The organism is Aeromonas sp. s8 (assembly GCF_040907785.1).
GTDB classification, from domain to species: Bacteria; Pseudomonadota; Gammaproteobacteria; order Enterobacterales; family Aeromonadaceae; genus Aeromonas; species Aeromonas veronii.
Genome location: NZ_JBFOCL010000009.1, coordinates 1 through 25,259 on the forward strand (window position 1 = coordinate 1; position 25,259 = coordinate 25,259).

27 protein-coding genes and 1 tRNA gene are annotated in these 25,259 nt (G+C 59.2%); 13 read left to right on the forward strand and 15 right to left on the reverse strand.

Annotation, left to right across the window (positions count from 1 at the left end):
* The 9 genes from AB5Y86_RS01695 to AB5Y86_RS01735 all read right to left on the reverse strand — a co-directional run bounded on the left by AB5Y86_RS01695 (position 1) and on the right by AB5Y86_RS01735 (position 6,290).
* Positions 1-88, reverse strand: a tRNA-Ser gene (locus AB5Y86_RS01695).
* Positions 89-233: 145 nt separating this feature from the next.
* Entirely contained in the window at positions 234-851 is a 618-nt protein-coding gene (locus tag AB5Y86_RS01700; protein WP_005337196.1) for a TPM domain-containing protein, read from the reverse strand.
* Positions 852-871: 20 nt separating this feature from the next.
* Complete coding sequence (locus tag AB5Y86_RS01705) at positions 872-1,597, reverse strand: YgcG family protein (protein WP_005337195.1); 726 nt, start codon at positions 1,595-1,597, stop codon at positions 872-874.
* Complete coding sequence (locus AB5Y86_RS01710) at positions 1,594-2,184, reverse strand: LemA family protein (RefSeq protein ID WP_005346564.1); 591 nt, start codon at positions 2,182-2,184, stop codon at positions 1,594-1,596. The genes AB5Y86_RS01705 and AB5Y86_RS01710 overlap by 4 nt, the downstream gene beginning before the upstream one ends.
* A gap of 85 nt (positions 2,185-2,269) precedes the next feature.
* On the reverse strand, positions 2,270-3,007 hold the full coding sequence (gene mepA, locus AB5Y86_RS01715; RefSeq protein ID WP_368191882.1) for a penicillin-insensitive murein endopeptidase: 738 nt from the start codon (positions 3,005-3,007) through the stop codon (positions 2,270-2,272).
* Complete coding sequence (locus tag AB5Y86_RS01720; protein ID WP_368191912.1) at positions 3,001-3,906, reverse strand: amino acid ABC transporter permease; 906 nt, start codon at positions 3,904-3,906, stop codon at positions 3,001-3,003. Before AB5Y86_RS01720 ends, mepA begins: the two co-directional genes overlap by 7 nt.
* On the reverse strand, positions 3,906-4,727 hold the full coding sequence (locus tag AB5Y86_RS01725; RefSeq protein ID WP_150389276.1) for a transporter substrate-binding domain-containing protein: 822 nt from the start codon (positions 4,725-4,727) through the stop codon (positions 3,906-3,908). Before AB5Y86_RS01725 ends, AB5Y86_RS01720 begins: the two co-directional genes overlap by 1 nt.
* A 2-nt stretch (positions 4,728-4,729) precedes the next feature.
* Positions 4,730-5,527: an amino acid ABC transporter permease gene (locus AB5Y86_RS01730; RefSeq protein ID WP_267512285.1), complete on the reverse strand. Its 798-nt coding sequence runs from the start codon at positions 5,525-5,527 to the stop codon at positions 4,730-4,732.
* A complete protein-coding gene (locus AB5Y86_RS01735; protein WP_111901335.1) occupies positions 5,520-6,290 on the reverse strand; it encodes an amino acid ABC transporter ATP-binding protein in 771 nt (256 codons plus the stop codon). Before AB5Y86_RS01735 ends, AB5Y86_RS01730 begins: the two co-directional genes overlap by 8 nt.
* 106 nt (positions 6,291-6,396) lie before the next feature.
* Between AB5Y86_RS01735 and AB5Y86_RS01740 the strand changes: the two genes are divergently transcribed.
* Complete coding sequence (locus tag AB5Y86_RS01740) at positions 6,397-6,939, forward strand: hypothetical protein (protein ID WP_058057416.1); 543 nt, start codon at positions 6,397-6,399, stop codon at positions 6,937-6,939.
* Positions 6,940-7,155: 216 nt separating this feature from the next.
* Entirely contained in the window at positions 7,156-7,437 is a 282-nt protein-coding gene (locus AB5Y86_RS01745; RefSeq protein ID WP_005337180.1) for an RNA-binding protein, read from the forward strand.
* Between the two features lie 71 nt (positions 7,438-7,508).
* Here AB5Y86_RS01745 and AB5Y86_RS01750 read toward each other — a convergent pair whose 3' ends face one another.
* Complete coding sequence (locus tag AB5Y86_RS01750) at positions 7,509-8,408, reverse strand: aldo/keto reductase family oxidoreductase (RefSeq protein ID WP_368191884.1); 900 nt, start codon at positions 8,406-8,408, stop codon at positions 7,509-7,511.
* A gap of 145 nt (positions 8,409-8,553) precedes the next feature.
* On the opposite strand from AB5Y86_RS01750, the gene AB5Y86_RS01755 reads away from it, so the two are divergent.
* The 3 genes from AB5Y86_RS01755 to ltaE all read left to right on the forward strand — a co-directional run bounded on the left by AB5Y86_RS01755 (position 8,554) and on the right by ltaE (position 10,882).
* Positions 8,554-8,961: a helix-turn-helix transcriptional regulator gene (locus AB5Y86_RS01755; protein WP_158113437.1), complete on the forward strand. Its 408-nt coding sequence runs from the start codon at positions 8,554-8,556 to the stop codon at positions 8,959-8,961.
* 87 nt (positions 8,962-9,048) lie between these two features.
* Complete coding sequence (locus AB5Y86_RS01760; protein ID WP_368191886.1) at positions 9,049-9,750, forward strand: SDR family oxidoreductase; 702 nt, start codon at positions 9,049-9,051, stop codon at positions 9,748-9,750.
* 112 nt (positions 9,751-9,862) lie between these two features.
* Complete coding sequence (gene ltaE / locus AB5Y86_RS01765; protein ID WP_005351141.1) at positions 9,863-10,882, forward strand: low-specificity L-threonine aldolase; 1,020 nt, start codon at positions 9,863-9,865, stop codon at positions 10,880-10,882.
* 89 nt (positions 10,883-10,971) lie between these two features.
* Here the strand turns inward: ltaE and AB5Y86_RS01770 are convergent, their stop codons facing one another.
* From AB5Y86_RS01770 to AB5Y86_RS01780, 3 genes are read right to left on the reverse strand one after another with little or no spacing between them, the layout of a single operon-like run.
* The gene (locus AB5Y86_RS01770) at positions 10,972-11,403 is read right to left on the reverse strand and encodes a PAS domain-containing protein (protein ID WP_005337175.1); all 432 of its coding nucleotides are present in this window, start codon (positions 11,401-11,403) and stop codon (positions 10,972-10,974) included.
* Between the two features lie 8 nt (positions 11,404-11,411).
* Positions 11,412-12,434 carry a response regulator gene (locus AB5Y86_RS01775; RefSeq protein WP_368191888.1) on the reverse strand — a complete coding sequence of 341 codons (1,023 nt, stop codon included), beginning with the start codon at positions 12,432-12,434 and terminating at the stop codon, positions 11,412-11,414.
* A 54-nt stretch (positions 12,435-12,488) separates the two neighbouring features.
* A complete protein-coding gene (locus AB5Y86_RS01780; RefSeq protein WP_005337171.1) occupies positions 12,489-13,427 on the reverse strand; it encodes a LysR family transcriptional regulator in 939 nt (312 codons plus the stop codon).
* Between the two features lie 861 nt (positions 13,428-14,288).
* Here AB5Y86_RS01780 and AB5Y86_RS01785 point away from each other — a divergent pair.
* The 5 genes from AB5Y86_RS01785 to AB5Y86_RS01805 all read left to right on the forward strand — a co-directional run bounded on the left by AB5Y86_RS01785 (position 14,289) and on the right by AB5Y86_RS01805 (position 20,251).
* Complete coding sequence (locus AB5Y86_RS01785; RefSeq protein ID WP_013723827.1) at positions 14,289-16,241, forward strand: bifunctional diguanylate cyclase/phosphodiesterase; 1,953 nt, start codon at positions 14,289-14,291, stop codon at positions 16,239-16,241.
* 143 nt (positions 16,242-16,384) lie between these two features.
* Entirely contained in the window at positions 16,385-17,950 is a 1,566-nt protein-coding gene (locus tag AB5Y86_RS01790; RefSeq protein WP_368191890.1) for an AbgT family transporter, read from the forward strand.
* A 71-nt stretch (positions 17,951-18,021) separates the two neighbouring features.
* Positions 18,022-18,747, forward strand: coding sequence for an oxygen-insensitive NADPH nitroreductase (nfsA, locus tag AB5Y86_RS01795; RefSeq protein ID WP_368191892.1), 726 nt, complete (start codon positions 18,022-18,024; stop codon positions 18,745-18,747).
* A 191-nt stretch (positions 18,748-18,938) separates the two neighbouring features.
* A complete protein-coding gene (locus AB5Y86_RS01800) occupies positions 18,939-19,703 on the forward strand; it encodes a hypothetical protein (RefSeq protein WP_005337161.1) in 765 nt (254 codons plus the stop codon).
* The gene (locus tag AB5Y86_RS01805; protein ID WP_368191894.1) at positions 19,697-20,251 is read left to right on the forward strand and encodes a VOC family protein; all 555 of its coding nucleotides are present in this window, start codon (positions 19,697-19,699) and stop codon (positions 20,249-20,251) included. Before AB5Y86_RS01800 ends, AB5Y86_RS01805 begins: the two co-directional genes overlap by 7 nt.
* A gap of 145 nt (positions 20,252-20,396) precedes the next feature.
* Here the strand turns inward: AB5Y86_RS01805 and AB5Y86_RS01810 are convergent, their stop codons facing one another.
* Positions 20,397-21,620, reverse strand: coding sequence for an MFS transporter (locus AB5Y86_RS01810; RefSeq protein WP_368191896.1), 1,224 nt, complete (start codon positions 21,618-21,620; stop codon positions 20,397-20,399).
* A 95-nt stretch (positions 21,621-21,715) separates the two neighbouring features.
* On the opposite strand from AB5Y86_RS01810, the gene AB5Y86_RS01815 reads away from it, so the two are divergent.
* Positions 21,716-22,591 carry a LysR family transcriptional regulator gene (locus AB5Y86_RS01815; RefSeq protein ID WP_019444700.1) on the forward strand — a complete coding sequence of 292 codons (876 nt, stop codon included), beginning with the start codon at positions 21,716-21,718 and terminating at the stop codon, positions 22,589-22,591.
* Positions 22,592-22,654: 63 nt separating this feature from the next.
* Positions 22,655-23,611 carry a LysR substrate-binding domain-containing protein gene (locus tag AB5Y86_RS01820; protein WP_368191898.1) on the forward strand — a complete coding sequence of 319 codons (957 nt, stop codon included), beginning with the start codon at positions 22,655-22,657 and terminating at the stop codon, positions 23,609-23,611.
* Positions 23,612-23,692: 81 nt separating this feature from the next.
* Here AB5Y86_RS01820 and ribA read toward each other — a convergent pair whose 3' ends face one another.
* Positions 23,693-24,286: a GTP cyclohydrolase II gene (gene ribA / locus AB5Y86_RS01825; RefSeq protein WP_005337152.1), complete on the reverse strand. Its 594-nt coding sequence runs from the start codon at positions 24,284-24,286 to the stop codon at positions 23,693-23,695.
* Between the two features lie 248 nt (positions 24,287-24,534).
* Here ribA and cmk point away from each other — a divergent pair, with 248 nt between their 5' ends.
* A complete protein-coding gene (cmk, locus tag AB5Y86_RS01830) occupies positions 24,535-25,227 on the forward strand; it encodes a (d)CMP kinase (protein WP_019444698.1) in 693 nt (230 codons plus the stop codon).
* Positions 25,228-25,259: the final 32 nt, after the last annotated feature.

The following is a 25,259-nucleotide window of genomic DNA, read 5'->3' on the forward strand; positions in this document are numbered from 1 at the left end:
TGGCGGTGAGGGAGGGATTCGAACCCTCGATACGTTGCCGTATACACACTTTCCAGGCGTGCTCCTTCAGCCACTCGGACACCTCACCAAATTTTCGTTCGCTGCGCTGTTGCGCTGGAACGGGGCGTAATTTAGGGGAAAGGGCTGTGTGGGTCAACCTCTTTTCCCCTTATTTTTCATAATCTTTTCCGAATGCCTAACCCTTGTGCAGAATGCCGGTTTTTTAAACCGGATCAGGGCTTGTCGAGGATGATCAGACTGTCCGGCAACTCGTTTTGATCCCGGGTGGCCGGGAAGGCGTCGGTCAGAATGGCGCTAACGCGCTCTACGCACTCCAGAAAACCCTGTTCGATCTCCTTGTTGCGCACTCGTGCCACGAAGTCGTCGATGATCTCCTGCCACTGGCCGTTGTCGATATGCTGGGCGATGCCGTCATCCACCAGTATTTCTACATAGTGCTCGGCGGCCGAGACGAAGATCAGCACCCCGAGCCGGTCGCGGGTGCGGTGCAGCCCCTGCTCGACAAATTGCAGGCGAGCCATCAGGGCCGCCCGGTGCTGGCGAACCTTCTTCGGGATGAGCCGCATCTTGATGGGGGTCCAGTGGAACAGCAGGCTCAGCAGCAGCCAGACCGACCACTGCACCAGCAGGATTTCGTACCAGCCTAGCCAGAAGCCGAGCTGGAACACCAGCAGCGGGGTGAGCATCGCCAGCAGCGCCGCCCAGAGGGTGGGAATGTAGCGATAGCCATCGCTGGCCGGGGCCAGCACGGTGACCAGTTCAGCATCAGTCTCTAGCTCCGCTTCGCGCACCTTTGCCTGAAGCGTGTGGAAGAACTGTTTAGAAATCATGATTTGTCTCTTTACTCCTGTTACCAGCCACCGGAGGCTCCGCCGCCGCCAAAACTGCCGCCGCCACCGCTGAATCCGCCGCCGGAGCGACCACCAAAGGAGCCGGCACCCAATCCACCGGCCATGTAGGCCGACCGACGTCGTCCTCCCGGCCCACCGCCACCACCCCCGCGCAGGTTGTGGAGTACGATCATCGCAATCACCACCAGAATAAACAGCCAGGGGCCGCCACCGTTGTCACTCTTTGGCTGCTCGACCGGCTGATATTCTCCGGCGAGTGCCTTCATGATGCTCTGGCTGCCCGCCATGATCCCGGCCACCATATCGCCGCGCTTGAAGGCGGGCAGGATGCGACCATGGATGATGTTGGCTGCGATGGCGTCGGGCAGGGCGCCTTCCAATCCATAGCCTACCTCGATCCGCACCTTGCGCTCATCCTGGGCGATCAGCAACAGCACGCCATTGTTTTTGCCTTTCTGGCCGATCCCCCAGTGGCGACCGAGCTGGTAGCCGTACTCCTCGATAGTCTCCCCATCGAGGCTGTCGACAGAGACCACCACCAGCTGGATACCGCTGCGCTTTTCAAAGGCCGCCAGTTGCTGGGTCAGTTGATGGGCCTGTTTGCGGGACATCAGACTGGCTTCATCCACCACCCGTCCGCTCAGCGTCGGGAAGTCGGGTGCCGCTTGCAGAGCAGTGGCCCAGAGCAGCAGACAGGGAAGAAACCAGCGCAGCATCATCTTCATTGGAAGCTGACCTTGGGCGCCTCATCAGCACCGGGTTTGGCACTGAAACTGGGTTTGGCTTCCAGATCCGAGTAGAGCAACTTGGACCAGATGACGCCGGGGAAAGTGCGGATCTCGGTATTGAACTGGCGCACCGCCTCGATATAGTCGCGGCGAGCCACCGAGATGCGGTTCTCGGTTCCTTCCAGTTGGGCCTGCAGGGCAAGGAACTGCTGATCCGCTTTCAGCTCGGGGTAGCGCTCTACCACCACCATCAGGCGAGAGAGGGCGCTGGAGAGCTGGTTCTGCGCCGCTTCAAACTCCTTGAGCTGGGCAGGATCGCTCACCTGCACGCTGCCGACCCGGGCACGGGCATCGGTGACCGCCTTTAGGGTCTCCTGCTCATGGCTGGCGTAGCCCTTGACGGTGGCGACCAGATTGGGAATGAGATCGGCACGGCGCTGATACTGGTTCTCCACCTGCCCCCAGCTCGCCTTGACCTGCTCATCCAGGGTCGGAATATTGTTCATGCCGCAGCCGGTCAGGCCGAGCAGCAGGGTCAGGGTCAACAGGCTCTGCGTGGTTCTGCGCCAGAGTGATGTGGCCATCTTGTTGTTCTCCTTTGATATTTCGAGTCGATAGTGCGCCATGGATGGTGTACGACCAAGAGTGCACCACCATACCAGCTTGGGGTCAGTTGCCACAACGCGCAGGTAGTTCGGGTCGCTTGTTGATGCCGGAGGCCTTGGGCAGTTGGGGCTTGTCTTTGAGCCAGGAGGCCAGCTCTTCCCCGCAGCCATTGCCGGGCGGAATGGGGGCCTGAGGTTCGCAATCGGGGTTGCCTACCGGGCAGCGCAGCCTCACGTGGAAGTGGCTGAAGTGGCCCACCCAGGGGCGCAGCTTGGCGACCCAGGGTTCGTTACCAGCCTGTTGGCAGACCGCGGATTTGATCACCGGATTGACGAAGATGCGGGCCACCTCGGGTTTGCTGGCCGCCAGCCGCAGCAGGGTAAGCTGCTGGGGGCCAAAGCGGCCCGGTAACATCTTGTAGCTGGGTTCGTCGATCAGCGCCCACTCCTTGGGGGCATCCTGCTCCCATTTGCTGATGGGACGGTTGGCCATGCGAAACCAGATATCGGCATCAAGTCCGGTCTGATGGCTGCGATGGCCAGAGGTAAAGGGGCCGCCCCGGGCCATCGCCAGATCAGCGATATAGAGATCCGGCAGCCCGGCCATGCGGGTCTGGTTGGCCAGCGCTTGTAGATAGTGGATGAGGTCGGGGTGGCCGTAGTAGCGCAGCCGCTTGGTGCGGATCACTTGATAACCCGGCCCTTCGAGGGGTAGGGATACGCCGTTTTTCAGGCAACCGGCGGCATAACCACCGATGGCTTCCGCTTGCAATACAGTCGCTAGCAACAGGGACGTCAGCATGTGCGTGCTCCTTGTCTTGCTTCGAGTCGGCTCAGCAATACGAACAGACTCAAACATATAAATAAATAGGCCGCGGCCACCAGCAGCCAGATCTCGTAGACCAGTCCGCTGGAGTTGGCCATCTCGGTGCCGACGAAGGTGAGCTCCTGCACCGAGATAAGGGAAACGATGGCGGTATCCTTCACCAGCGCGATGAGCTGGCCGGTGAGGGGGGGGAGCATCAGCAGCATGGCCTGCGGCAGGATCACATGGCGCAGCCGCACCCAGGGGGAGAGCCCGAGGCTCTGCGCCGCCTCCCACTGGCCACGGGGGATGGCGGCCAGCCCGGCGCGGACGATCTCGGCGACGAAGGCTGCGCTGATCATGCCAACGCAGAGGGTGCCTGAGATGAGGTTCTCCCAGCGGGCAGGGGGGCCAAACAGCGCCTCTTGCCACGGGGAGAGTGATACGGTGCCGAGCCAGCGGGAGAGGCCGCTCGAAGGCAGCAGCTGGTTGGCGATAAAGAAGTAGAAGATGAAGATAAAGACCAGCGGCGGCAGATTGCGGATCAGCTGGATAAACAGGGTCGCGGGCATCACCAGCCAGGGGCGGCTGCTGAAGGCGGCTACCCCCAGCGCAGTGCCGAGCAGCAGCGCCAGCACCATGCCGAGCAGGGCGATGCGCAAGGTAGTGAGCAGACCGCTGAAAAAGTAGGGCAACTCGCCGTGAGGGCCAGGGGTGAACAGCAGATCGAAGGCCTCATGCCAGCGCCACTGATAGGCTACCCCGATGTGCAAACGGCTGGCCAGCCAGAGGCCAGCCAGCAGCAGGATCAGGGCGATCGCCCCATCCAGCCAGTTGATGTTCCGACATGGCTTCCGGACGATTCGCCGGATGGTCTGTTTGAGGGCCATCAGCATCAGGGATTGGCGACCTGCGCTTCCCACGCCAGCGACTTGAACCAGTAGTCATGGCGCGCCTTGAGCCAGCCATCGGCCTGACGGGCTGCGATCCACTCGTTGAACTGCTCAGCCAGGGCATCATCCCCCTTGCGCAGGGCAAAGCCTTCATCGCCTTGTGCCAACGGCTCGGCAAACGGCATAAAGAGGGCATCCGGGTGGCGCAGCGCCTCTTGCTCGGGTTTCGGGGAAGAGGAGAGGGCGCCGTGGGCGCGGCCGTTCAGCACCTCCTGAAATACCTGTGACTCGTCATCAAACTGGCGCAGGGTGGCCTTGGGGAAGTGCGCTTTGGCTACCTGTACCGGCGAGGCGCCACGACGTACCGCCAGGATCACCCCGCGCTGGTTGAAGTCCGCCACGGTTTTCTTCTCTTTGGCCAGGGTGCTGGAGGCGGCCAGCTGCACCCCCGAATGGGAGTAGGCCTGGGTGAAGCGCACGCTCTTCTCCCGCTCGGGGGTGATGGTGAGGCCGCCGATGATGACGTCATATTTTTTCGCCAGCAAGGAGGGGATGATGCCATCCCAGGCGGTAGGCACGAACTCTACCTGCCAGCCGTTATCTGTGGCGAGGCGACGGGCCACGTCAATCTCGAAACCGATCAGGGCCCCCTGCTTGTCGCGCATCGCCCAGGGGGCGAAGGTGGACATGCCGACCCGCAGGGTACCGCTCTGCTCGATCTGTGCCTGGGTGTCGGAGGGGGCAGTTTGTGCCAGTGCCGGAGTGAGCAGGCTTGCCAGCAGCAGGGCAGCGCCCGACAGGGTGGTCTTGAATGACAGATTCATGGTTAGCGTCCTTGTTGATCCGGATTCAGGTGACGGGCCAGCGCCCGCGAACAGGCTGACAGCGTCAGGGTTAACAGCAAATAGAGGGCAGCTACGGTAAACCACACCTCAAAGGTCAGAAACGTATCGGCAACCAGAGTACGCCCTTCGTTGGTCAGATCGAAGATGGCGATCACACTCACCAGCGCCGAATGTTTGATAAGGGAGACCAGCTCGTTGGTCAGCGGCGGCAAGGTGATGCGCACCAGCTGGGGCAGGATCACCTTGCGCAGGGTGATGGCCCGTGACAAGCCAAGCGACTGGGCTGCCTCCCACTGTCCTTTGGGAATGGCCTGTACACCTGCACGCAGCACTTCGGCGGTGAAGGCCCCCTGATAGAGGGAGAGGCTCAACACGGCGCAGGCAAGGGGGGCCAATCCCAGCATGGGGCCCAGCAAGAAATAGAGAATATAGAGCTGCACCAGCTGGGGCGTGGTGCGCACCAGCGCCAGATAGGCGATGGCGAGCCAGGGGCCGAGCCTGGAGGGAAGCAGCCGCAGGCTAACCACGCACACACCGACCGCCATCGTGCCCAACAGACTGAGCAGCGCCACCTGCAAAGTGACCAGCAGGCCGCTTAGCAAGGGGCCGGCATAAAAGGTTCCCTCATCCCATTCGCCGAGAAAGGGCAACACCCGCGGCCACTGCCACTCATAGCCCATCTGGCGAGCGCCGCTATAGAGCGCCCAGCCCAGTAGCGCAGAGAGCATCACAGTGCCTGACAACCAGCCGAGCAGGCGGGGGCGATTGAGCCTAGCCATGATAGCTAAGCACCTGTTCGAGGAAGGCTTGGGTACGCGGGTGCCGGGGGGCGTTGAACAGCTGGGCGGGCGGGGCCGATTCGATGATCTTGCCCTCGTCCATAAAGAGCACCCGATCCGCCACCTGACGGGCAAAGCCCATCTCGTGGGTGACGCAGATCAGGGTCATCCCCTCGTCAGCCAGCTCGCGGATCACATCGAGCACTTCGCGGATCATCTCGGGGTCGAGGGCGGAGGTGGGCTCGTCAAACAGCATCAGCTCGGGTTGCATGCAGAGGGAGCGGGCGATGGCGACCCGCTGCTGCTGGCCGCCGGAGAGCTGGTGAGGGTACTTGTCGGCCTGTGCCTGAATGCGCACCCGCTCGAGCAGCCCGAGCGCCCGGGCTTTGGCCTCCTGAGGGCGCAACCCCAGGGTATGCACCGGTGCCACCATCAGGTTTTCCAGCACCGTCATATGGGGGAAGAGGTTGAACTGCTGAAACACCATGCCAACCCGACCTTGCAGGCGGCGCAGGTAGGAAGGGGTCACCGGCTCGCCAAACAGGAACAGCTGGCCGTCGTCGATCCCCTCCAGCCCGTTGATGGTGCGGATCAGGGTCGATTTTCCCGAGCCTGACGGGCCACAGATGACCCACTTCTCTCCCCGTTCAATGGTGAGATCGATGTGATGAAGAGCCTGAAAATCGCCATAGAATTTGTCGACGCCACAAAAGCGCACACAGGGTTGCGAGCTGGTCAAGAAGCGGGTTCCACTGAGAATCATTTACGCCATGGTATTGATTTTATAGGGGGATGACAAAGAAAACCCCCTTGTCAGCATCCTGATGGCTATTCACAATGGCGCCATTTCGTGATGACAGGAGCTTTTCATGCGTATTACATCCTTGCTTGCCGGTTCGCAGGTGCAGCTGTTGATGCCGCCAGCGGTGCGCTATCGCTGCGTCATTTTTCTGCTGTTGCTGGTGAGTTGGGGCGTGGTGGCGGCCTCCTTGTGGGATGGCTGGGGCGCCATGGCGTTGCTCAACTGGGTGGGCGTGGTCTTTGGTGGCATCACCGGGATCATGGTGTCGCTGCCCCGCAGCTGGCAGCCCTGGCGCCTGGCGGAGCTGGGGTGGGACGAACAGCATATCTATCTGCTCAATGGCAACAAGGATGAGGCGCTGGCGCTGCCCCGCAACCAGCTGGTGGCGCTCGAGCGGGAGCGGCGAGTGGGTCACGACGGCCAGTGGCTCGACTTCAGCCTCGATCTGCAGCTGAGTGAAGAGGAGCTGGCGGCGGCCATGGCCTTGCTGGATCTCAAGGCAGGGGAGCTGCATCTGGTGAGCCCGTCTGTCTATCGCTTCGGCTTTAAACGGGCCTGGCACGGTCGCCGGATGCTGGCGCAACGGTTGTCAGATCTGCAATCGGCCTGAGTCGACTATTTTCTCGACAATTCCCGGCAAAGCTCAGATACTGCCAGTGACTCGAATTGATCTTGTCTGCACTGTTAACCCAAGAGATCAATCACTTGACGACAGTGTGGAGAAGGCCACGGCATGAAGCCATGGCAGGTCCGGCATAGGGGTTGTGCCCTTACCGTTATGCTGGGAATTGCATAGAGAAGGCACCTTGAATCGAGAGTGGATGGCATGAAGATTTACGTAGGAAATCTGTCGTACCGGATGACGGCCGACGAACTGAAAACCCTGTTCAGCCAGTTTGGACAGGTCGACAAGGTTGATATCATCATCGACCGCGATACCGGCCAGTCAAAGGGGTTTGGTTTTATTGAAATGCCGGTCAATGGTGATGCCGAAAAGGCCATCGCTGGCCTGCATGGCACAGAAGTCGGTGGCCGTACCATCACCGTCAACCAGGCCAAACCGAAGACAGATGCTCCCCGTGGTCGCCCGCAACAGCGCCACCGCTAAGGTGCCTCGGCAATAAAAAAACGGCATGGGTTTTCCCCATGCCGTTTTTGTTTCTGGACGTTTTGCTGTTATCAGGGGACGTCGTAACCGAGCGCCGCCTTGCGGATGCGGAACCACTGCTGGCGGTTCAGCTCGACAGATTCGGCGGCCACGGCGGCAGCAATCCGCTCCCGCTTGCCGGAGCCAATCAATGGCAGCGGCTGGCTTGGCAGCATCATTACCCAGGCGTAGACCACCTGCTCGATAGTCTGGGCGCCCACTTCCTGACGGATCTGCTCCAGTTCGGCACGCAGCGGGGCATAGGCGTCATCGCTGAACAGTCGGCCGCCGCCGAGACATGACCAGGCCATCGGCTTGATGCCAAGCTGCTGGCACTGATCCAGGGTACCATCGAGGGTTCCCTCCTGATGAAGCGGTGAGATCTCCAGCTGGTTGGTGACCAGCGGGAAGGGGAGGCGCGATTGCAGTAGCTCGAACTGACGGGCGGTGAAGTTGGATACCCCGGCGTGCTTGATCTTGCCCGCCTGTTTCAGGGTGATAAAGGCGTCGGTCACTTCATCTGCGTTCATCAGGGGATCCGGGCGGTGGATCAGCAGCAGGTCCAGATGGTCGGTGCCGAGCTTGCGCAGCGAGGCCTCGGCGCTGGCGATGATATGGTCCTTGCCGGTGTTGTAGTGGTTGAGAGCATGCTCCGGCTTGGCGGTGAGGGCAATACCGCACTTGGTGACGATCTCCATCCGGCTGCGCAGGGAAGGCTCGAGGCGCAGGGCGTGACCAAAGGCCTCTTCGCACTGGTAGCCACCATAGATATCGGCGTGATCGATGGTGGTGACCCCCAGATCCAGATGATATTTCATCAGATCGAGCAGAGCGGCCGGAGAGAGCTGCCACTCCATCAGGCGCCAGTAACCCATGATGAGGCGAGAGAAGGTGGGGCCTTGCGGATGCAGGGCGACACGGGATACAGACATGGTTGACTCCTTGAAAAACACGATGCGAAAACGATGTGCAACATAGATGACTGCGGGCATCTTGGCCTCATGTGGCTGGCAAAGCAATAATGGGCAGTGGCATGATTCGAACTTTGGTTCTGATCGCAGAGTAGGAGAGAGTTGGATGGAAGGATTTGCCGAGCGCTTGCAGAGCCTGATCGGGGAGATGAGCGTGAGCGCGTTTGCCCGCAAGGTGGGGCTCAGTGAAGCGCTGATCCGCAAATATTTAAAGGGAGCCGAGCCTGGCCTGGCGCGGGCCAACCAGATCGCCATGGGGGCCAACTGCTCGTTGGAGTGGCTGGCAACCGGCTGCGGTTATCTCTACCGTCAGGCGGAAGTGGTAGACAGGGAGGCGCTGGCAGCGGCGCAACTACTGCTGGGCGAGCAGCAACCCGGGGTGGGGCTGCCCGATGAGGAGGCACTGGTCACCCTGCTCGCCTATTACCAGTTTTTGCGCACCCACAAGAGAGCGGACGGTTTTCTCGACTTGGCGCTGGCGCGGGAGTTTGGTCGCCATCTGGGGGAAGCGTGATGAGGGGCATATTACCCTTTGGTCGTGTCACGGCCGGTTGATTATTCTGATACGCTCTAAGCAAGATAACTCTCCATGGAATGGGCGATGAGCTACTTGATCCTCGGAAGCGGTGCGCTGGGCTCGGCGCTGGCAAGAGAGCTGATGGCAAGGGGGGAGTCCTTCCTTCTGGCCGGGCGCACCTATCCAAAAGGGATCGAGATGGCGGCCTTCTTCCCGCTGCAAGAGGTGGACGCCATCTCGTTCGACGCCCTGTTTACCCTCTACGACACCGATCCGCTTCCCACTGTGGTAATCAACACCATCGGCCTGTTGCACGATGTCAGCTTTATGCCAGAGCAGCGGGTCGAAGAGGTGCACCCCAAGTGGCTGTGCGACAGCCTGCTGGCCAATGCCTGGCCAACACTGGCGCTGGCTGCCCGTTTCAGTCGGTTGATGGGCAATGACCATCCGCTGTGGCTCTGTGCCATCTCCGATCTGGCGGGCTCCATCACCTCCAATCTGGAGGGGGGGCGTTACAGCTACCGGATGAGCAAGGCGGCCCTCGACATGGGGGTGAAAACCCTGGCCCTCGAGTGGGCGCAACGTTTCTCGCAAGCGGGGGTGGTAGCGGTGGCGCCCGGCTTGATGGACTCCCCGATGAACACCCCCTTTCTGAGCGAGTTGCCTGCGGAGCAATTGCAGGAGCCTGCCGAGGTGGCGGTGAAACTGCTCAATCTCATCAAGGGGTTATCGTTGACCCAATCGGGTCAGCTACTGGATCTCAACGGTCAGCCGCTGCCTTGGTAAATCCCGCCTGCGGGTTCTATGGACGTCTATTGGCTTCACATTCTGCTCATGCGCCCCTTGCCAAGCGAGGGGCGCATGGCTAACGTCACTCTCCTGTTTCAGGAGGGATCTCATGCGCTATATCGATTTACGAAGTGACACCGTCACCCAGCCTACTGACGCCATGCGTCAAGCCATGCTCCACGCTGAAGTCGGTGACGATGTCTATGGTGAAGATCCGGGCGTCAACGCGCTGGAGGCCTTTGGGGCCAGATTGCTGGGCAAACAGGCGGCGCTGTTTGTGCCGTCCGGCACCATGTCCAATCTGTTGGCGGTGATGAGCCACTGTCAACGCGGTGAGGGGGCCATCCTCGGCAACGCCGCTCACATCTATCGCTATGAAGCGCAGGGGAGTGCCGTGCTGGGCTCCGTGGCCCTGCAACCCTTGCCGATGCAGCGCGATGGCACGCTGGCATTCGATGATATCAAGGCTGCGCTGGCCCCTGATGATGCCCACTTCGTCCAGACTCGCCTGATCTGCCTTGAGAACACCCACAACGGCAAGGTGCTGCCGCTCTCCTATCTGCAGGAGATGGGGGCATTCGTTGCCGAGCGCGGCTTGAAGCTTCATCTCGATGGCGCCAGGCTCTTTAACGCCGCCGTGGCCAGCGAGACCCCGGTCGAGGTGATCGCTGCACCGTTTGACAGCATCTCGATTTGCCTCTCCAAGGGGTTGGGCGCACCGGTGGGCTCTCTGCTGGTGGGCAGCCACGATTTCATCGCCCGTGCGCGCCGCCTACGCAAGATGCTGGGAGGTGGCATGCGTCAGGCGGGGATTCTGGCGCAAGCCGGTCTGTTTGCCCTCGAGCAGCATGTGACCCGCCTGGCCGATGATCACCGCCGTGCCAAACGGCTGGCCGAAGGGTTAGCTGCACTGCCGGGCATCGAGCTCGACCTCTCGCTGGTGCAGAGCAACATGGTGTTCCTGCGGCTGCGTGAGGGGGAGTCTGCCCCTTTGCTGGCCTTTATGAAGGAGAGGGGGATCCTCTTCTCCGGTTACGGCGAGCTGCGGCTGGTGACCCATCTGCAAATCAACGATGACGATATTGAAGAGGTGATCGACGCCTTCACCGAGTATCTCGGAGCGCGTTGAGACGGCTGGTGAGGTAGAGGTTATACCAAGACCTGTTCATACCGAAATAACAGAGGGCGCCGCGGCGCCCTCTGTTATTTGCTGCAAGCTCAAGCCTGCCGCTGGCCGCTCATCAGCATGGCCTCATCGGTGGCGTCGTAGATCATCACCGCGATATGGGTTACTTGACCGCCGAAATCGGCCAGTGGCACCAGGGTCAGGTTCTGGAACATATGGGGGGCAGAGCCGGTAATGGGGCGATAGTTGGAGAAACGTAGCAGATAGGGCTTCTGCTCCCAAGTGCTGAAGGCGCGGTTGTTGAGCTTGAAGACCATGTTGGCCTTGCGCTCGAACCAGGCTCTGTCCACATCGGGGAAGAGCTCGAACAGTACGCCATCGCGCACGTCACTGGCCAGTCGGCCGCTGTGGCTCTCCATAAAGCCGTTCCACACCTGTACCTTGTACTCCTTGTCGAGCACTACCAGGCCTACGTCCAGGTTCTGGACTATGTTCATCAGCCAATGAAATTCACGGATTTCCATAGTCACTCCTAGAGCATGTGCATGATTTTGTTGTTCATGGTGGCGATGGAATCTTCGGTAAACAGCAGCAGCAGATCACACTGCACCGCGTAATCCTGGATCCGGTAGTTGATCTCGATGGCGAGCGTGCGGCGCCAGCGACTCTTGTTGGTGTTGATCAGCTCGTTGATGGGTCTGTGCTGGCCGAGCACCACCGGGTGCCCCTGACTAAAGGGGGTGTCGAGCTGGTTGGCGTAGCCGCGCAGGAAGGCGCCGATCAGCACGTTGGCGGTATCCATCAGCAGCTCCAGTTCGGCGGTGCGGTCCAGCGTCCCCTGATGGTTCATCAGCTTGGCCAAATCTTTGAAGCTGGAGTCATGGAACAGGATCAGCGCTTCACCGGCGATCCCCGCCCCGATAAACCCCTGACAGACGGCGGAGAGGGTATCTGAATCCGCAGCGGCCGAGAGAGCCATATGCAACTCTGATACTTCCAGCACGTTGACGTTGGGGATAGGCAGTACCACGAAGGCGTTGAGCAGACGAGCCAGCAAGTCAGCTGCCTGACCCATGGAGACGTTGGCCAGCTCCTGATAGACATCGCGGATTTCGGGGGGGATCTTGACGCCTGCATCGGCTACCACGCCGCTTGTCAGCTGCTCGGGGGAGCTTGGTTGACCGCTCGGGGCGGCACTCCAGAAACCGTGTTGTTTGAGCAGGGCGAGCAGGGTTTCTGGGGCGGCGGGTTTCTTGATGAAATCGAGCGCCCCCAGCCCCATGACCCGTTGATAGGCCTCTGGTTGGATATCCCCGGAGACCACGATCACCTTGTTGCGCAGACCCTCCCGTTGGAGGGTCTCCAGCACGCCGTAACCGTCCATTTCCGGCATGGTCAGATCGAGGAAGATGAGATCGCCATGACCCATCAGCACCTGTTCGATCCCTTCGAGACCATTGGCTGCGTAGTGCAAATCGACTTTCCAGTCGGCCGGGAGCGCCCGCGCCAGCTGTTTGCGGGCGAACCCGGAGTCATCACATATCAATACATTCATGGCGTTAGGCAGGCTCTGTTGGCAAGGGATGCTATAAGTGTGGCCCGCTAACGGTCAGATGCAATGGGTGAGGCTATCACCTTGTGAAAATTGGTTGTCCCACTGCCGATTGCGATAGCGTGCTGAGTATTTTTCAACAAATTCAACGAACATCTTAACACGCAACGGAGCGAACTGGTGCTGGCAACACAACATGTAGAAGGGGCGATTGCCGGTTTGCCAGTCGGTCAGTACCGGCACCAGCTGCTCGTCATGGAGGAAGCTGCTCAGATAGTGCAGCGGGGCGTTGACGATCCCCAGATGACGCCGGGCTGCGCGTACCGCGGCCTGGGTCTGGTTGACGGTCAGTTTGGCGCTGCGTTTGATGCAGACGCTCTGGCCATCCTTGTCGGTCAGCTGCCAGTGCTGGTGAGGCCAGCAGTAGATGAGATCATGCTCTTCCAGCTGGTTGGGATGGGAGGGAGTGCCCTTCTTGGTCAAATAGAGTGGTGAGGCAAACAGGCCGTACTCGATATGGCCGAGACAGATCGCATTGGGCAGCGACTGGGGCAGCTCACCGTTGAAGAACACCAGATCCCGATCATTGTCGAACAGGTGCTGGTGATCATTGGTCTGGGTGATATCGAACTGTACCTCGGGATAGTGCAGCCCAAATTCGGCCAGCATATCGATGAGGATGGTGTTGGAGAGTGCGATCGGCGCAGCTATCCGGATAAGCCCGGTGATGTCGGCCTCTTGACCCTGGATCTCGCTGGTGGCCTGCTCGATTTGTGCGAGTGGCGTGCAGAGACGTTCGTAGTATCTGAGGCCATCATCGGTAAGGCGGAGCTTGCGGGTAGAGCGATGTAGCAGGGAGCAACCCAGTTGCTCTTCCAGCTGGGAAATGCGTCGACTGATGGTGCCTGTTGGCATGCCCAGTGCGGCTGCAGCGTGGGAGAATCCTCCCTCTTGCACCACCTTGACGAACAGGTAGAACTCTTCGATGTGCTTCATAAACGCTGTTCTGGGTGTAACAAGGGGGCAACCATAAAAAGAGCGTTCCGGGTTGGCAAGGGTAATTCAGCGTTTAATTGATCTGGATTCGATTTCTGTTGATATCAGTTCTCCACCCGCCCGTCATCTCAGTTTCCCCAAGCTGGTGATTATTCCGGCACGATGCCAAATGGTACTGCGGCAGTGATGTTTGCCATATTCCCTGATTTGTTCCGCTATAACCGCAGGCGAAGGCCGATATTGCAACCTGATGGAAGGACGCAGGGTTGCTCTGCGTGCTCAGCCGGGGTGGTTTGCCATCCACTGCCAATGTGATGCAGATCATATATTCGGGTTTTGCTCATTGCCTGTTGAAAAATGAATTTGGGGTATATCAATTCCGCCTTAGTGAACTATTTTTGTCCGATTTGGCGTTTTTTTGGCTGTTTATCCATCCGCTTGGTTAATTAATGGAAGCTTTGTGACAGAGAGTGATGACTATTTCCACCATTGATTTAAATGTTAATAACAAATTTATCGCAGCAAATATGCAATTGCTCTTTCAAGGTCTCGAGTGGATAGCTCTTAGTGCTTGTTTTTACTGGGGAAAAAAGTTAAAAATCGACTATCTGATTTGCTTGGATTAACAGGGTCCTTGGCTGAGTCCTTTGTAGTATTGCCGTACAGGCTGCCCTGTTGTTGATATCTGAAATAGTTTTGTCCGCTCTTGGCTATGTGAAAAGGGATAATGGCCGAGAGGTATTTGCACCTTGCATTCTGCAGCTAGCGGTTTGCCAGATCTGTTTTCCGGTTAACCAGTGACCATCCAGCATGAATGACCTTGACCAGATGAATACGCTTGACGAACGGTTACTGAAGACGATGGATGTTCTGCATACCCCGATCTGGGTTTATGACATCGAGCATCACCATATTTTCTGGGCAAACAGCGCCGCGCTCTCCGTGTGGGAGGCGACGTCTCTCGACGAACTCTGCTCCCGCGACTTCTCTGCCGATATGGCAACCGCCATCGATCTGCTGCTACAGCGCTATCTGGGTGATTTTCAGCAGGGGCGCAGTTACAACGAGTGGTGGACCCTCTCCCCAAAGGGGGTCAAGAAGCAGATCTATCTGCGCCTCTCTGGTATTCAACTGGCTGGCCGGCTGATGATGATGACCGAAGCGGTGCTCGACTCCGATACCCTCTATCAGGAGTCCTCGCTGGCAACCGGCGATACCCTTGCCTGCCTGTTCGATAGCCATGGTGTGTTCGAGAGTGGCAACTATCACTTCGAAATGTGTTTCGGCCACCAGATCGCCAAGCTCTCCCAGGTTTTCTCCGGCAATGATGATAGCTTCTACCAGAAGCTCTCCCGTCTCGATGAAGTGGTGACCGAGGGGGAGTGCCGCACCCTCAAAGGGATGCGCTGGTTCCAGTATCAGTTCCGCTATATCCAGCAGGGGGCCCGTATTCTGCTCACCATGCGGGATATTACCGATCGCAAACTCGAAGAGCTGGAGCATCGCCACCTCGCCTGGCACGACTCCCTGACCGGCCTGCTCAATCGGTATGGCTTGATGAAATCCCTTGAGGCCTATTGCGGGCTGGGGGAGCGTTTCGCGCTGGTGTTCATGGATCTGGACAACTTCAAGCTGGTCAACGACAACTACGGCCACAAGGCGGGAGATCGCCTGCTGGAGCGGGTCGCCGGTCGCCTCAAACAGATTTGCCCGCGGGATGTGGAGCTGGCTCGCCTCGGTGGCGATGAATTCACAGCACTGGTGCCGCTGGGCAATCAGGGGGATCGGGCGCAAGAGGTGGCCGATCAGATGCTCTCCCAGATGACCAAGCCGCTGCAACTGAGCGGGCTGCCGGAGGTGACCATCGGCGGCAGTATCGGTATCGCCATCTATCCCGATGATGCGGATGACGGGGACAACCTCATCACCCGTGCCGACATGGCCATGTATCAGGCCAAGCAGATGGGGCGGCTGCGCTGGCAGCGTTTCACCCCCAGCATGCAGCAGACCCTGCAGCGCAAGCTCAATCTCAAACAGTTTCTGGCCAAGGCCATCGGCCGCCAGGAGCTGAGCCTCTGTTACCAGCCGCAGGTCGATGCCGCCAAACGGCGTCTGATCGGTTACGAGGCGCTGCTGCGCTGGTACAACCCGGTGCTCGGCCATGTGTCGCCGGTGGAATTTATCCCGCTGGCCGAAGAGATGGGGCTGATCCGCGAGATCGGCAGCTGGGTGCTCTCCACCGCGCTGGCACAGGTAGCCAGCTGGCAGAAGCGCTTCCATCAGCGGGTGCCGGTCTCCGTCAACCTCTCCGGTTTCCAGCTCTCGTCGGCGTTGCCCGGGCAAGTTCGCCAGCAGCTGGAGCTGCACGGGGTGGATGCCTCCCTGTTGACGCTGGAGCTGACCGAAACCGTGCTGATGCTCGATATGAAGGGGTGCCTCGGCATTCTCGACGATTTGAGCGAACAGGGGATCAAGATTGCCATCGATGATTTCGGTACCGGCTACTCCTCGCTGGCCTATCTCAACCGGTTGCCGATCAACAACATCAAGCTGGATCGCTCCTTCGTGGTCGGTCTCAACTTGCCGGTGATCCGGGCGACTGCGGCCATGGCCACCAATCTGGGGTTGGGGATTATGGCGGAAGGGGTGGAGGAGCCTCACGAGCTGGCCGCACTGCAGACCCAGGGGTGCCATGTGTTCCAGGGATATCTGTTCAGCAAGCCGCTGACAGTGGCGCAAGTCGAGGCGAGCGGTTTTGTGGTGGAGTGCCAGGTCGGGCGTTATCCACTGCTAGATGCCGTGATGGCAGAGTAACAAGTGTGCGTTAGGCCACAACTTGGGATTTTATTCCGCAATGTTTAATCAAAATTAATCATTCTTTTGCGATCGGTCATGAGACGGATTGACTGGAATTGCTAGCATGCGACCTCGTTTCTAGGGAAAGGAGTATCGCAATAATGAGTCATGCTGCTGTCAATGACCGTCCGGCCAGCCCTCCCAAAGGTTGGCTGAACCGTTTCCTCAATGGCGTCGAGAAAGCCGGGAACAAATTACCCGACCCCGCCATGCTGTTCCTCTACGCCTTGCTGATCGTCTGGGTCGGCTCCTGGGTGTTGTCACAATTCCAGTTTGATCTGGTCAACCCCCGTACCGGGGAGGCGGTAGTGGTCAACAACCTGCTGACCGGTGCCGGTCTGGCCGAGTTTCTCTCCACCATGGTGACCACCTTTACCGGCTTTGCCCCGCTCGGGATCGTGCTGGTGGCCATGCTCGGGGTCGGGGTGGCCGAGCAGTCCGGTTTTATCAATACCGGTCTGAAAAAGTTGCTGAAAGTGACGCCTGCCCGTTTTCTCACTCCCATGCTGATCCTTGTAGCGATCGTCAGCCACACCGCCGCAGATGCGGGTTATGTGCTGGTGATCCCCATCGGTGGCATCATCTTCCACGCTGCCGGACGCCATCCGCTGGCGGGGATCGCAGCTGCCTTTGCCGGTGTCTCCGGCGGTTTTGCCGCCAACTTCCTGCCCTCCGGCGGGGATGCGCTGCTGCAGGGTTTTACCCAGTCCGCCGCTCAGTTGCTCGATCCTGACTACATGGTCAACACCCTGTGCAACATCATCTTTACCGGTGCCTCTTCGTTGCTGATCATCTGCGTCGGCTGGTTCGTCACCGAAAAGGTGGTGGAGCCGCGCCTCAAGCATGTGGCGCTCAACGCGGATCTGGAGAGTGCCGACGAGATGGGGCGCTACAGCGCGCAAGAGAGCCGGGCCTTCAACTGGGCCGGGTTTGCCATGCTGGCGGCTATCGTGCTGCTGGCGCTGGCGCTCTCCCCGAGCGATTCACCGCTGCGTGCTGCCGATGGCTCCCTGACCACCTTCGCCGCGCCGGTGATGAAGTCCATAGTGCCGCTCATCTTCCTGCTTTTTATCCTGCCTGGGATTGTCTACGGCTTTGTCGCAGGTAGCTTCAAGAGTGGCAAGGATGTGATCGATGCCATGTCGGCCACCATGAACAAGATGGGCTCCTACATGGTGATGGCCTTCTTCTGCGCGCTCTTTATCAAGGCGTTTGGTGACTCCAACCTGGGCACCCTGCTGGCCCTCTCCGGTGCCGAAGTGCTCCATGCGCTGGCGCTGCCCGGTGAAGTGACCATCGTCGGGATGATCCTGCTCACCGCCACCGTCAATCTGGTAGTCGGCTCGGCCTCCGCCAAGTGGGCGCTGATCAGCCCGATCCTGGTACCCATGCTGATGGCGGTGGGGATCTCCCCCGAGCTGACCCAGGCGGCCTATCGGGTCGGGGATTCTGCTTCCAACATCATCACCCCGCTGATGGTCTTCTTCCCGCTGGTGGTGGTCTATTGCCAGCAGTATGTGAAGAGCACCGGGATCGGTACCCTGGTCTCCATGATGCTGCCCTACTCGCTGGCCTTCCTGGTGAGCTGGACGATTTTCCTGCTGCTCTACTGGGCGCTCGGCTTCCCGCTCGGGTTGCAAGCCCCTTACGTCTATCCGGCCCCTTAAGCTGGGTGTGCGAGGGAGCCTTGGGCTCCCTCGTTTTTTTCGCTATGGTGTTACCTCATTTTGGAGGTGCCATGAATCAGACCATCGATCTTATCCTTTCCCATCGCTCCATTCGTCAGTTCACTGCCGAGCCGATCGCCCCGCAGCAGCTGGATGCCATTCTCGCCGCCGCCCAGTCCGCCTCAACCTCGAGCTTTTTGCAGGTGACCAGTATTGTGCGAGTCTGCGAGCCCGATACGCGTCAGCAGTTGGCCATGCTGGCGGGCAATCAACCCTATGTGGTGCAGGCGGCCGAGTTTCTGGTGTTCTGCGCCGATTACCACCGCCACACCCAGATCGTGCCCGAGGCCCAGACCGGCTATGCGGAGCAGTTGCTGATCGGAGCCATCGACGGCGCCCTGATGGCGCAAAACGCCTTGCTGGCGGCGCAGTCGCTGGGGCTGGGCGGGGTCTATATCGGCGGCATTCGCAACCATCCGGCCGAGGTGAGCGAACTGCTCGGCTTGCCCCATCAGGTGATCCCGCTGTTTGGCCTCTGCCTTGGTCATCCTGCCCAGCAGCCGGAGCAGAAACCCCGTCTGCCCAGGGGATTGGTGGTGCATCAGGAGCGCTACCAGCACGAGCTGGATCGCGACCTGCTGGCCCGGTACGATCAGCAGATCGCGGACTACTATCAGGCCCGTAGCAGCAACAACAAGCAGCAGACCTGGAGCGGCCAGATCCGCGCCATTCTGGGCAAGGAGTCCCGACCTTTCATGCTGGGATTCCTGCAATCGCGGGGCTTTAACCTCAAGTAATGGCGCTGATGGGCGATACTATGGGGAGGTGACCGTCATGGTCATCATCCCCTGATCCTGCAATCTCTCCCTGAGACCGGGGGCACAGCTTGGTGACAAATCGTGGGCAAGGGGGGATCTGCAGGCTACCTTAAGTGGGTAAGCTGTTGTAGGATCACGCAATTGGATAGGAACAGGGGTTTGGACATCCTATGATTTTAACTTTGGTATTGCTGTCTATTGGCGCACTCCTGTTTTTGGTTATCGCCTATAACGTGGTGCAGCAATATAAGCAGAAGGCAGAGGCGGACAAGCGTCACGCCGTTGCCAGACACAAGACGGTGGCTGACGAGACCGAAGAGGTGTTGCTGAACGTCAATCTGGTGCCTTTCTCCAAGAACATGGTGTTGCTGTTGCAGCACCGGATCCTCGATGCCTATCGCGCCATCGCCCAGGTGATGCCGAACAATCAGATCAAGCAGCGCATCGTTGATGTGCAGACCCAGATCAAGAATGTGCAGGAGAACTACAGCGTGCAGGATGAGGGTCAGTTCAAGACCCCGGAGTCCGATCGTCAGGCGATCCAGATGCTGCAGCTGGTCAAGAAGATGCGGGCCGTGCTGCGGGTCGAGCACAACAAGGGCAAGATTGACCCTCAGGGGTTTGCCCAGGAAGAGCGCCGCCTTGAGCTGATGCAGCTCAAGATCAACATCTCCAATCTGGTCAAGCGGGCGATGGATGCTCGCATTCAGGGCCAATATGGTACATGCCGCCAGCTCTATACCAAGGGTCTGTCGGCCATGGCGAGCGTGGGCGACAAGGATCCCTATCTGCTGGCCCGTGAAGAAGATATGCGTCAGGGGCTCAAGGAGCTTGAAGAGCTGCAGCAGCAAAATAGCGCGCAGGATCTGCAAAACATCAAGGACAAGGAAGCTGACGAGCTCGATGTCCTGTTTCAACCCAAGAAGAAATGGTAAGCATGTCCCACCCACTCGATTCCACACTGGGGCCAATGGCCCCATTTGTTTCTCAGCTGTTGGCCGAACTGGCCGCCAGTGGCGTCACCATTTCCCGGCCAACGGTCGATCACCTCTGTTATCGGGCGGCTACCCTGCAGGAGTACGGCGCGCTATGTGCTGTGCTGGCTGAGGCAGGTACCTTGCTGGTGGAGGGTATGATTGGCGGACGTCCCATCGCCACTTATCAGTTGCATCAGCCGCTGTTGGCTGATGAGGTACAGGTACCCTGTATCGAGCTGGCTGCACCGAAACCGGGTCGCGTCCATCAGGCGGGGCTGGAACATATCGAGCTGGTGGTCACTTCACTGCAAGATCTGGTAGCGAGCTATCCCGAGCTGCCATTCAAAACCGGCAACATGCAGGATACCCGCAACCCCGATATTGGCCTGATGTTGCCCTCCGGACAGATCAAGTTTCATCTGCGCCCGCTGGCTGAGGTGATCGCCGAAGAGGTGGCGACCGGTGCTGTGGTCGCGGTGCCTGCGGATTATTTCGATCAGGAGTGATCCTGCTCTAAATGCGGTGCGAGCCTGACAGGCTCTTGAATAACGCAGCAAAAGGGGTCACCGGTGTGACCCCTTTTGTTATCTGGCGGTGCTTGGTTGCGAGAGCGCTATCTGCTCGTGGGTGGCCCTGTTTGCGCTGATCCCGTTACCCGTGTCGGTGTGGTTGCTGGGCAGAGAGTGGCGATTGGCTTCGCTGCTTGAGACGGCCGAGCCAGAGGCTCAAGCCCGCCGTCAGGATGAGGACCAGTTCAATTCCCATGACCAGACCGCCCAGCTCGCCTTGCTCCCAGAAGGGGTGCAGGTAAAGTCCCCCCAGACTCGCCCCCAGATAGTAGGCCACCAGATAGAGGGAGGAGGCGAGGGCCCGGTTGTGTTCGACATGATGACCCACCCAGGCACTGGCGCAGGCGTGTGCCAGGAAAAAACCGAAGCTGGAGACCAGCAAGCCGCTCAGGATCCCGAGCAGACTGCCCTGCAGCAGCCACAGACTGCCGATAGCCATCAGGGCGATCCCGACCAGCAGCATGCGTTGTGCCCCCCAGCGGTTGGCAAAGCGGCCGCTCAAGGAGGAGGCCACCGTTCCCGAGAGATAGGTGAGAAATAGCATGCCGAGCCACTGGGTGGGCAGGGAGAAGGGGGGCTTGGCCAGCAAGAAGGTGAGGTAGCTGAACTGGTTCAGAAACACCATAAAGTTGAGGCCGCCAATCAGATAGGCCCCTACCAGCAAGGGATTGGTCAGGTGTTGTTGCAAGGCGTGAGCAAATTGGCCGCGAACGGGGGCGCTCGCCACAAAGCGGGTCTGATGGGGCAGCAGCCAGAAGACCAGCGGCAGCAGTAACAGGCTGATTACACCAATCCCCAGAAAGGTATGCTGCCAGTCGCCAAACCAGCCCGCCAACAGACCGCCGACCACCCGACCGGCAATGCCACCGAGGGAGTTGGCGGCAATATAGACCCCCACCGCCGAGAGCAGCGCCCGTTTGCTGAACTCTTCCCCCATATAGGCAATCGCGGTCGCGGGCAGCCCTGCCAGCAGCGCGCCCTGCAGGATGCGCAGCAACAGCAGGGAACCAAACTGCTCAACCAGCGGGATCAACAGTGAGAGCAGGATCGCCAGGGTGAGGGTACCCAGCATGACTTGCCGACGGCCATGGCGATCCGCCAGTCTGGCGCAGATCAGCAGGGAGGCGGCGAGGCCTGCAGTGCATCCTGCCAGGGTCCAGCTGGCCGAGAGGGAGTTGACCGAGAAGACCTCGGCGATCAGGGGTAACAGGGGATGGGTCTGGTAGAGGTTCAGAAACACCAGAAAAGAGCCCAGGCTGAGGGCCAGGGTTGCACGTATCCACTCGCGACTTCCAACTTCAATCATTGCGTATTGTCCTGACTACTTTTGGTCAGGGTAGAGTCCTTGCGGTTATAAATATAATATATTTAAGTTATCCATCTCATAAGATGAATTGATACATGGATCTGAAACAGCTCACTTATCTGCTGGCGGTCAGGGATGCCGGCTCATTTACCAAGGCAGCCAACAGTCTGCATGTGGCACAACCGGCCATCAGCATGGCCATCGCCAAGCTGGAGCAGCAGCTCGAATTGCGGCTGTTTGATCGACAGGACCGGGCGGTACGGCTCACCCCTGAGGGAGAGGTGCTCTGTCGCCATGCCGAGCGTCTGTTGCTGCAGATGCATCAGGCCGAGGCCGAGATGGCCGAGCTCAAGGGGCTGGAGCGGGGGGAGGTGCGGATCGGGATCCCCTATATGATGGGCTCCTACTATTTCCCCCCTCGTCTGATGGCCTTCAAGCACCGCTACCCCGGCCTCAAGATCCGTGTTGAGGAGGCCGGTACCCGCGAGCTGCTCAGCCGGATGGTGGATGGCTCCCTCGATCTGGCCATTCTCATCACCAGTGATCTCCCCCCCGCCATCGAGGGGGCACATCTGCTGAGCGAAGAGATGTTGATGGTGGTGGGGGACGATCACCCCTTGCGTGGCGCATCGGCCGTCACCCTCTCGCAGTTTTTCGCTCAGGAGCTGGCGCTGTTTCGCCGTGGCTTTTATCACCGGGAGCATATGGAGGCGCTGGCCCAGAGCCTGGGCGTTGAACCCGATATCGCCTTCGAGAGCAATCTTATCCCTCTGCTCAAGGCGGTGGTGCGGCAAGGCTTTGCTGTGACAACCTTCTTGCGGATGGTGCTGGAAGAGGAGCCAGATCTGAGTGGCGTGCCCTTCGACCCGCCCATCTATCTCGATCTCTGCGTGGCGTGGCGGCGTGGCGATCCGCTCTCCATGGCCAACCGTGCCTTGCGCGATTTTCTACTTAAGGATCGCCCGGCCTGATGGTGGCGGGCCATTGCTGAAAGTTTGTTACTATTAACGGTGGGTTCGCTTGAGGGCTACACCATGAAATTGCAGCAATTGCGCTATATCGTCGAGGTGGCCAACCACAGGCTGAATCTGTCGGCCACCGCCGAGAGCCTCTTTACCTCCCAGCCCGGGATCAGCAAACAGGTGCGGATGCTGGAGGATGAGCTGGGGATCCAGATCTTCGAGCGCAGCGGCAAACACTTGACCCAAATCACCCCCATAGGTCGTGATGTGATCAAAGTGGCCGAGGAGGTGCTGGACAAGGTCGCCACCATCAAGGTCATGGCCAGGCAGCATGTGCATCCGGAGCAGGGAACCCTCACCATTGCCGCCACTCATCTGCAAGCCCGTTATATTCTGCCCGCCATCCTCAAGGGGTTCATGGCCCGCTTTCCCAAAGTTGCCGTAACTGTGATGCAAGGGAGTGCTGCGCAGTGTCGCGCAGCCGTGCATGATGGCGCGGCCGATCTGCTGCTGGCGGATGAACCGGAGGAGGGGAGCGATCTGCTGATGCTCCCCTCTTTTCAGTGGCAACGGGGCTTGGTGCTGCCAAAGGAGCATCCGTTGGCCAAAGCAACATCGCTGACCCCGGCCGAGCTGGTGGAGTTTGCATTGGTGACCGATGGAAGGGCGCTCTCTGCTGCACATGGCTCTGATTGCGCTCATGCCGAGAGCCGGATCTCCTGCTGTGCGAGCGACAGCGATGTGCTCAAGACCTATGTCAGACAAGGGATGGGCATCGGGGTGATGGCAACCTTTGCCTGGGAGCCCCAGCGCGATGGGGATCTGGTGCTCAAAACGGCGCCCTGGCTACCAGGCGGTGTAGCTGCTATCGGGTTGCGCAGAGGGGCATTTTTATGCGGCTATCTCTACGATCTGATTGAACGTCTCGCGCCGCAATTGACCCGCGAGCGGGTCGAACAATACTGTGCTGCCCGCACTGGCGAAGAGCTTGAAGCTCTGCTGGCCAATCTGACCGTGCCACTTAGATAGCTTGGGTTGATGTGTGGTCATCCCAAGAAAAACGCCTCCCAATGGGAGGCGTTTGACTATCTGACATTCGTCAACGCAGGCTCACTTCTTCAGCATATGATCCAGCTTGTTGGCCTTGGTCGACAGATAGAACTCGTTGTGGGGATTGCGCCCTTCCTGCAACGGTACCCGTTCGGCCACCGGAATACCGAAGGATTCCATGGCTTTCATCTTGCGCGGGTTGTTGGTCATCAGTTTGAGAGACTTGACTTCAAGCTGCTTGAGCATATCGGCGCAGATGGTGTAATCGCGCATGTCGGCGGCAAAACCAAGGGCCACGTTGGCCTCCACGGTATCGGCACCCTGATCCTGCAGGTGATAGGCGCGGATCTTGTTGAGCAAGCCGATGCCACGACCCTCTTGACGCACATACAGCAACACGCCACGACCGGCTTTGGCGATATTCTCCATGGCCGCCTGCAACTGGAAACCGCAGTCACAACGCAGGCTGAACAGGGCGTCGCCGGTCAGGCACTCTGAGTGGATCCGGCCCAGCACGGGCTCTTCACCGGTAATGTCGCCCATCACCAGTGCGGCGTGATCTTTGCCTGTGCCGGTTTCCTGAAAACCTACCAGCGTGAAGGTGCCCCAGGGGGTTGGCAATTTGGATTTGGCCACGAGGGTAACGCTGCTCATAGGTTGCTCCTTACTACTAACGGCTCAAAAAAGGGGGCCAGTTTAGCGCGCCTTGTCAGGAACGACCATAAGAACAAGTTCCTGCATTGCTTAATGAAATCTCCAAATGAGATACAAGCACAGCTGTCCGTCGGAGTTTTGGCCCTTTGTGCGGATTGATGACTGCCAGGCTCACCACATTCGGGTATAATCGGCGCCCATTAACCCACCCCTTCGGGATGGGAGCAACACAGTGCAGGAGAGAAGTTATGCCTCAGATGGCCCCCGTAATGACAATTGATGGCCCCAGTGGTGCAGGTAAAGGCACCTTGTGTCAGCTGCTTGCTGAGAAGCTGGGTTGGCACTTGCTGGACTCGGGCGCCATCTATCGGGTGTTGTCCCTGGCCGCCCTGCATCACGATGTAGAGCTGGACAGTGAAGCCTCACTGGTGCCGCTGGCTGCCAATCTGGATGTGCAATTTCAGGTTGAGGGCGATTTGGTCAAGGTGATCCTGGAAGGGGAAGATGTCTCCCGCACCATCCGCACCGAAGAAGTGGGTAATGCTGCCAGTAAAATCGCCGCCTTCCCCCGGGTGCGCGAAGCCTTGCTGCGCCGTCAGCGTGCTTTTCGTCAGGCCCCGGGTCTGATTGCCGATGGTCGTGACATGGGCACAGTTGTTTTCCCCGAGGCCGAGGTGAAGATTTTCCTCGACGCCAGTGCCGAAGAACGGGCCCAGCGTCGCTATAAGCAGTTGCAAGATAAGGGCTTTGATGTTAACTTTGAGCGTCTTTTAACCGAGATTCGGGAACGTGACGATCGCGACAGAAATCGCGCTACTGCACCCCTGAAACCGGCAGAAGATGCTCTGGTGGTAGACTCTACCGCCATGACCATAGATGAAGTGCTGGCAACAGTACTCGCCTATGCAGAGCAACAACTTGGTGATGCCAGCGCAAGCTGACATCCGGTCGTCTGCACCAAGGATGGCGCAGA

Coding starts and splice junctions, on each gene's coding strand:
- AB5Y86_RS01700 (WP_005337196.1), bottom strand. CDS start 851: ATGATTTCTAAACAGTTCTTCCACACGCTTCAGGCAAAGGTGCGCGAA.
- AB5Y86_RS01780 (WP_005337171.1), bottom strand. CDS start 13,427: ATGAAGCACATCGAAGAGTTCTACCTGTTCGTCAAGGTGGTGCAAGAG.
- AB5Y86_RS01745 (WP_005337180.1), top strand. CDS start 7,156: ATGAAGATTTACGTAGGAAATCTGTCGTACCGGATGACGGCCGACGAA.
- mepA (WP_368191882.1), bottom strand. CDS start 3,007: ATGCTGACGTCCCTGTTGCTAGCGACTGTATTGCAAGCGGAAGCCATC.
- AB5Y86_RS01785 (WP_013723827.1), top strand. CDS start 14,289: ATGGATGTTCTGCATACCCCGATCTGGGTTTATGACATCGAGCATCAC.
- AB5Y86_RS01755 (WP_158113437.1), top strand. CDS start 8,554: ATGGAAGGATTTGCCGAGCGCTTGCAGAGCCTGATCGGGGAGATGAGC.
- ribA (WP_005337152.1), bottom strand. CDS start 24,286: ATGAGCAGCGTTACCCTCGTGGCCAAATCCAAATTGCCAACCCCCTGG.
- AB5Y86_RS01770 (WP_005337175.1), bottom strand. CDS start 11,403: ATGGAAATCCGTGAATTTCATTGGCTGATGAACATAGTCCAGAACCTG.
- AB5Y86_RS01730 (WP_267512285.1), bottom strand. CDS start 5,527: ATGGCTAGGCTCAATCGCCCCCGCCTGCTCGGCTGGTTGTCAGGCACT.
- AB5Y86_RS01720 (WP_368191912.1), bottom strand. CDS start 3,906: ATGCTGATGGCCCTCAAACAGACCATCCGGCGAATCGTCCGGAAGCCA.
- AB5Y86_RS01820 (WP_368191898.1), top strand. CDS start 22,655: ATGAAATTGCAGCAATTGCGCTATATCGTCGAGGTGGCCAACCACAGG.
- cmk (WP_019444698.1), top strand. CDS start 24,535: ATGCCTCAGATGGCCCCCGTAATGACAATTGATGGCCCCAGTGGTGCA.
- AB5Y86_RS01705 (WP_005337195.1), bottom strand. CDS start 1,597: ATGAAGATGATGCTGCGCTGGTTTCTTCCCTGTCTGCTGCTCTGGGCC.
- AB5Y86_RS01725 (WP_150389276.1), bottom strand. CDS start 4,727: ATGAATCTGTCATTCAAGACCACCCTGTCGGGCGCTGCCCTGCTGCTG.
- AB5Y86_RS01790 (WP_368191890.1), top strand. CDS start 16,385: ATGAGTCATGCTGCTGTCAATGACCGTCCGGCCAGCCCTCCCAAAGGT.
- AB5Y86_RS01815 (WP_019444700.1), top strand. CDS start 21,716: ATGGATCTGAAACAGCTCACTTATCTGCTGGCGGTCAGGGATGCCGGC.
- AB5Y86_RS01810 (WP_368191896.1), bottom strand. CDS start 21,620: ATGATTGAAGTTGGAAGTCGCGAGTGGATACGTGCAACCCTGGCCCTC.
- AB5Y86_RS01750 (WP_368191884.1), bottom strand. CDS start 8,408: ATGTCTGTATCCCGTGTCGCCCTGCATCCGCAAGGCCCCACCTTCTCT.
- nfsA (WP_368191892.1), top strand. CDS start 18,022: ATGAATCAGACCATCGATCTTATCCTTTCCCATCGCTCCATTCGTCAG.
- ltaE (WP_005351141.1), top strand. CDS start 9,863: ATGCGCTATATCGATTTACGAAGTGACACCGTCACCCAGCCTACTGAC.
- AB5Y86_RS01805 (WP_368191894.1), top strand. CDS start 19,697: ATGGTAAGCATGTCCCACCCACTCGATTCCACACTGGGGCCAATGGCC.
- AB5Y86_RS01775 (WP_368191888.1), bottom strand. CDS start 12,434: ATGAATGTATTGATATGTGATGACTCCGGGTTCGCCCGCAAACAGCTG.
- AB5Y86_RS01800 (WP_005337161.1), top strand. CDS start 18,939: ATGATTTTAACTTTGGTATTGCTGTCTATTGGCGCACTCCTGTTTTTG.
- AB5Y86_RS01710 (WP_005346564.1), bottom strand. CDS start 2,184: ATGGCCACATCACTCTGGCGCAGAACCACGCAGAGCCTGTTGACCCTG.
- AB5Y86_RS01735 (WP_111901335.1), bottom strand. CDS start 6,290: ATGATTCTCAGTGGAACCCGCTTCTTGACCAGCTCGCAACCCTGTGTG.
- AB5Y86_RS01760 (WP_368191886.1), top strand. CDS start 9,049: ATGAGCTACTTGATCCTCGGAAGCGGTGCGCTGGGCTCGGCGCTGGCA.
- AB5Y86_RS01740 (WP_058057416.1), top strand. CDS start 6,397: ATGCGTATTACATCCTTGCTTGCCGGTTCGCAGGTGCAGCTGTTGATG.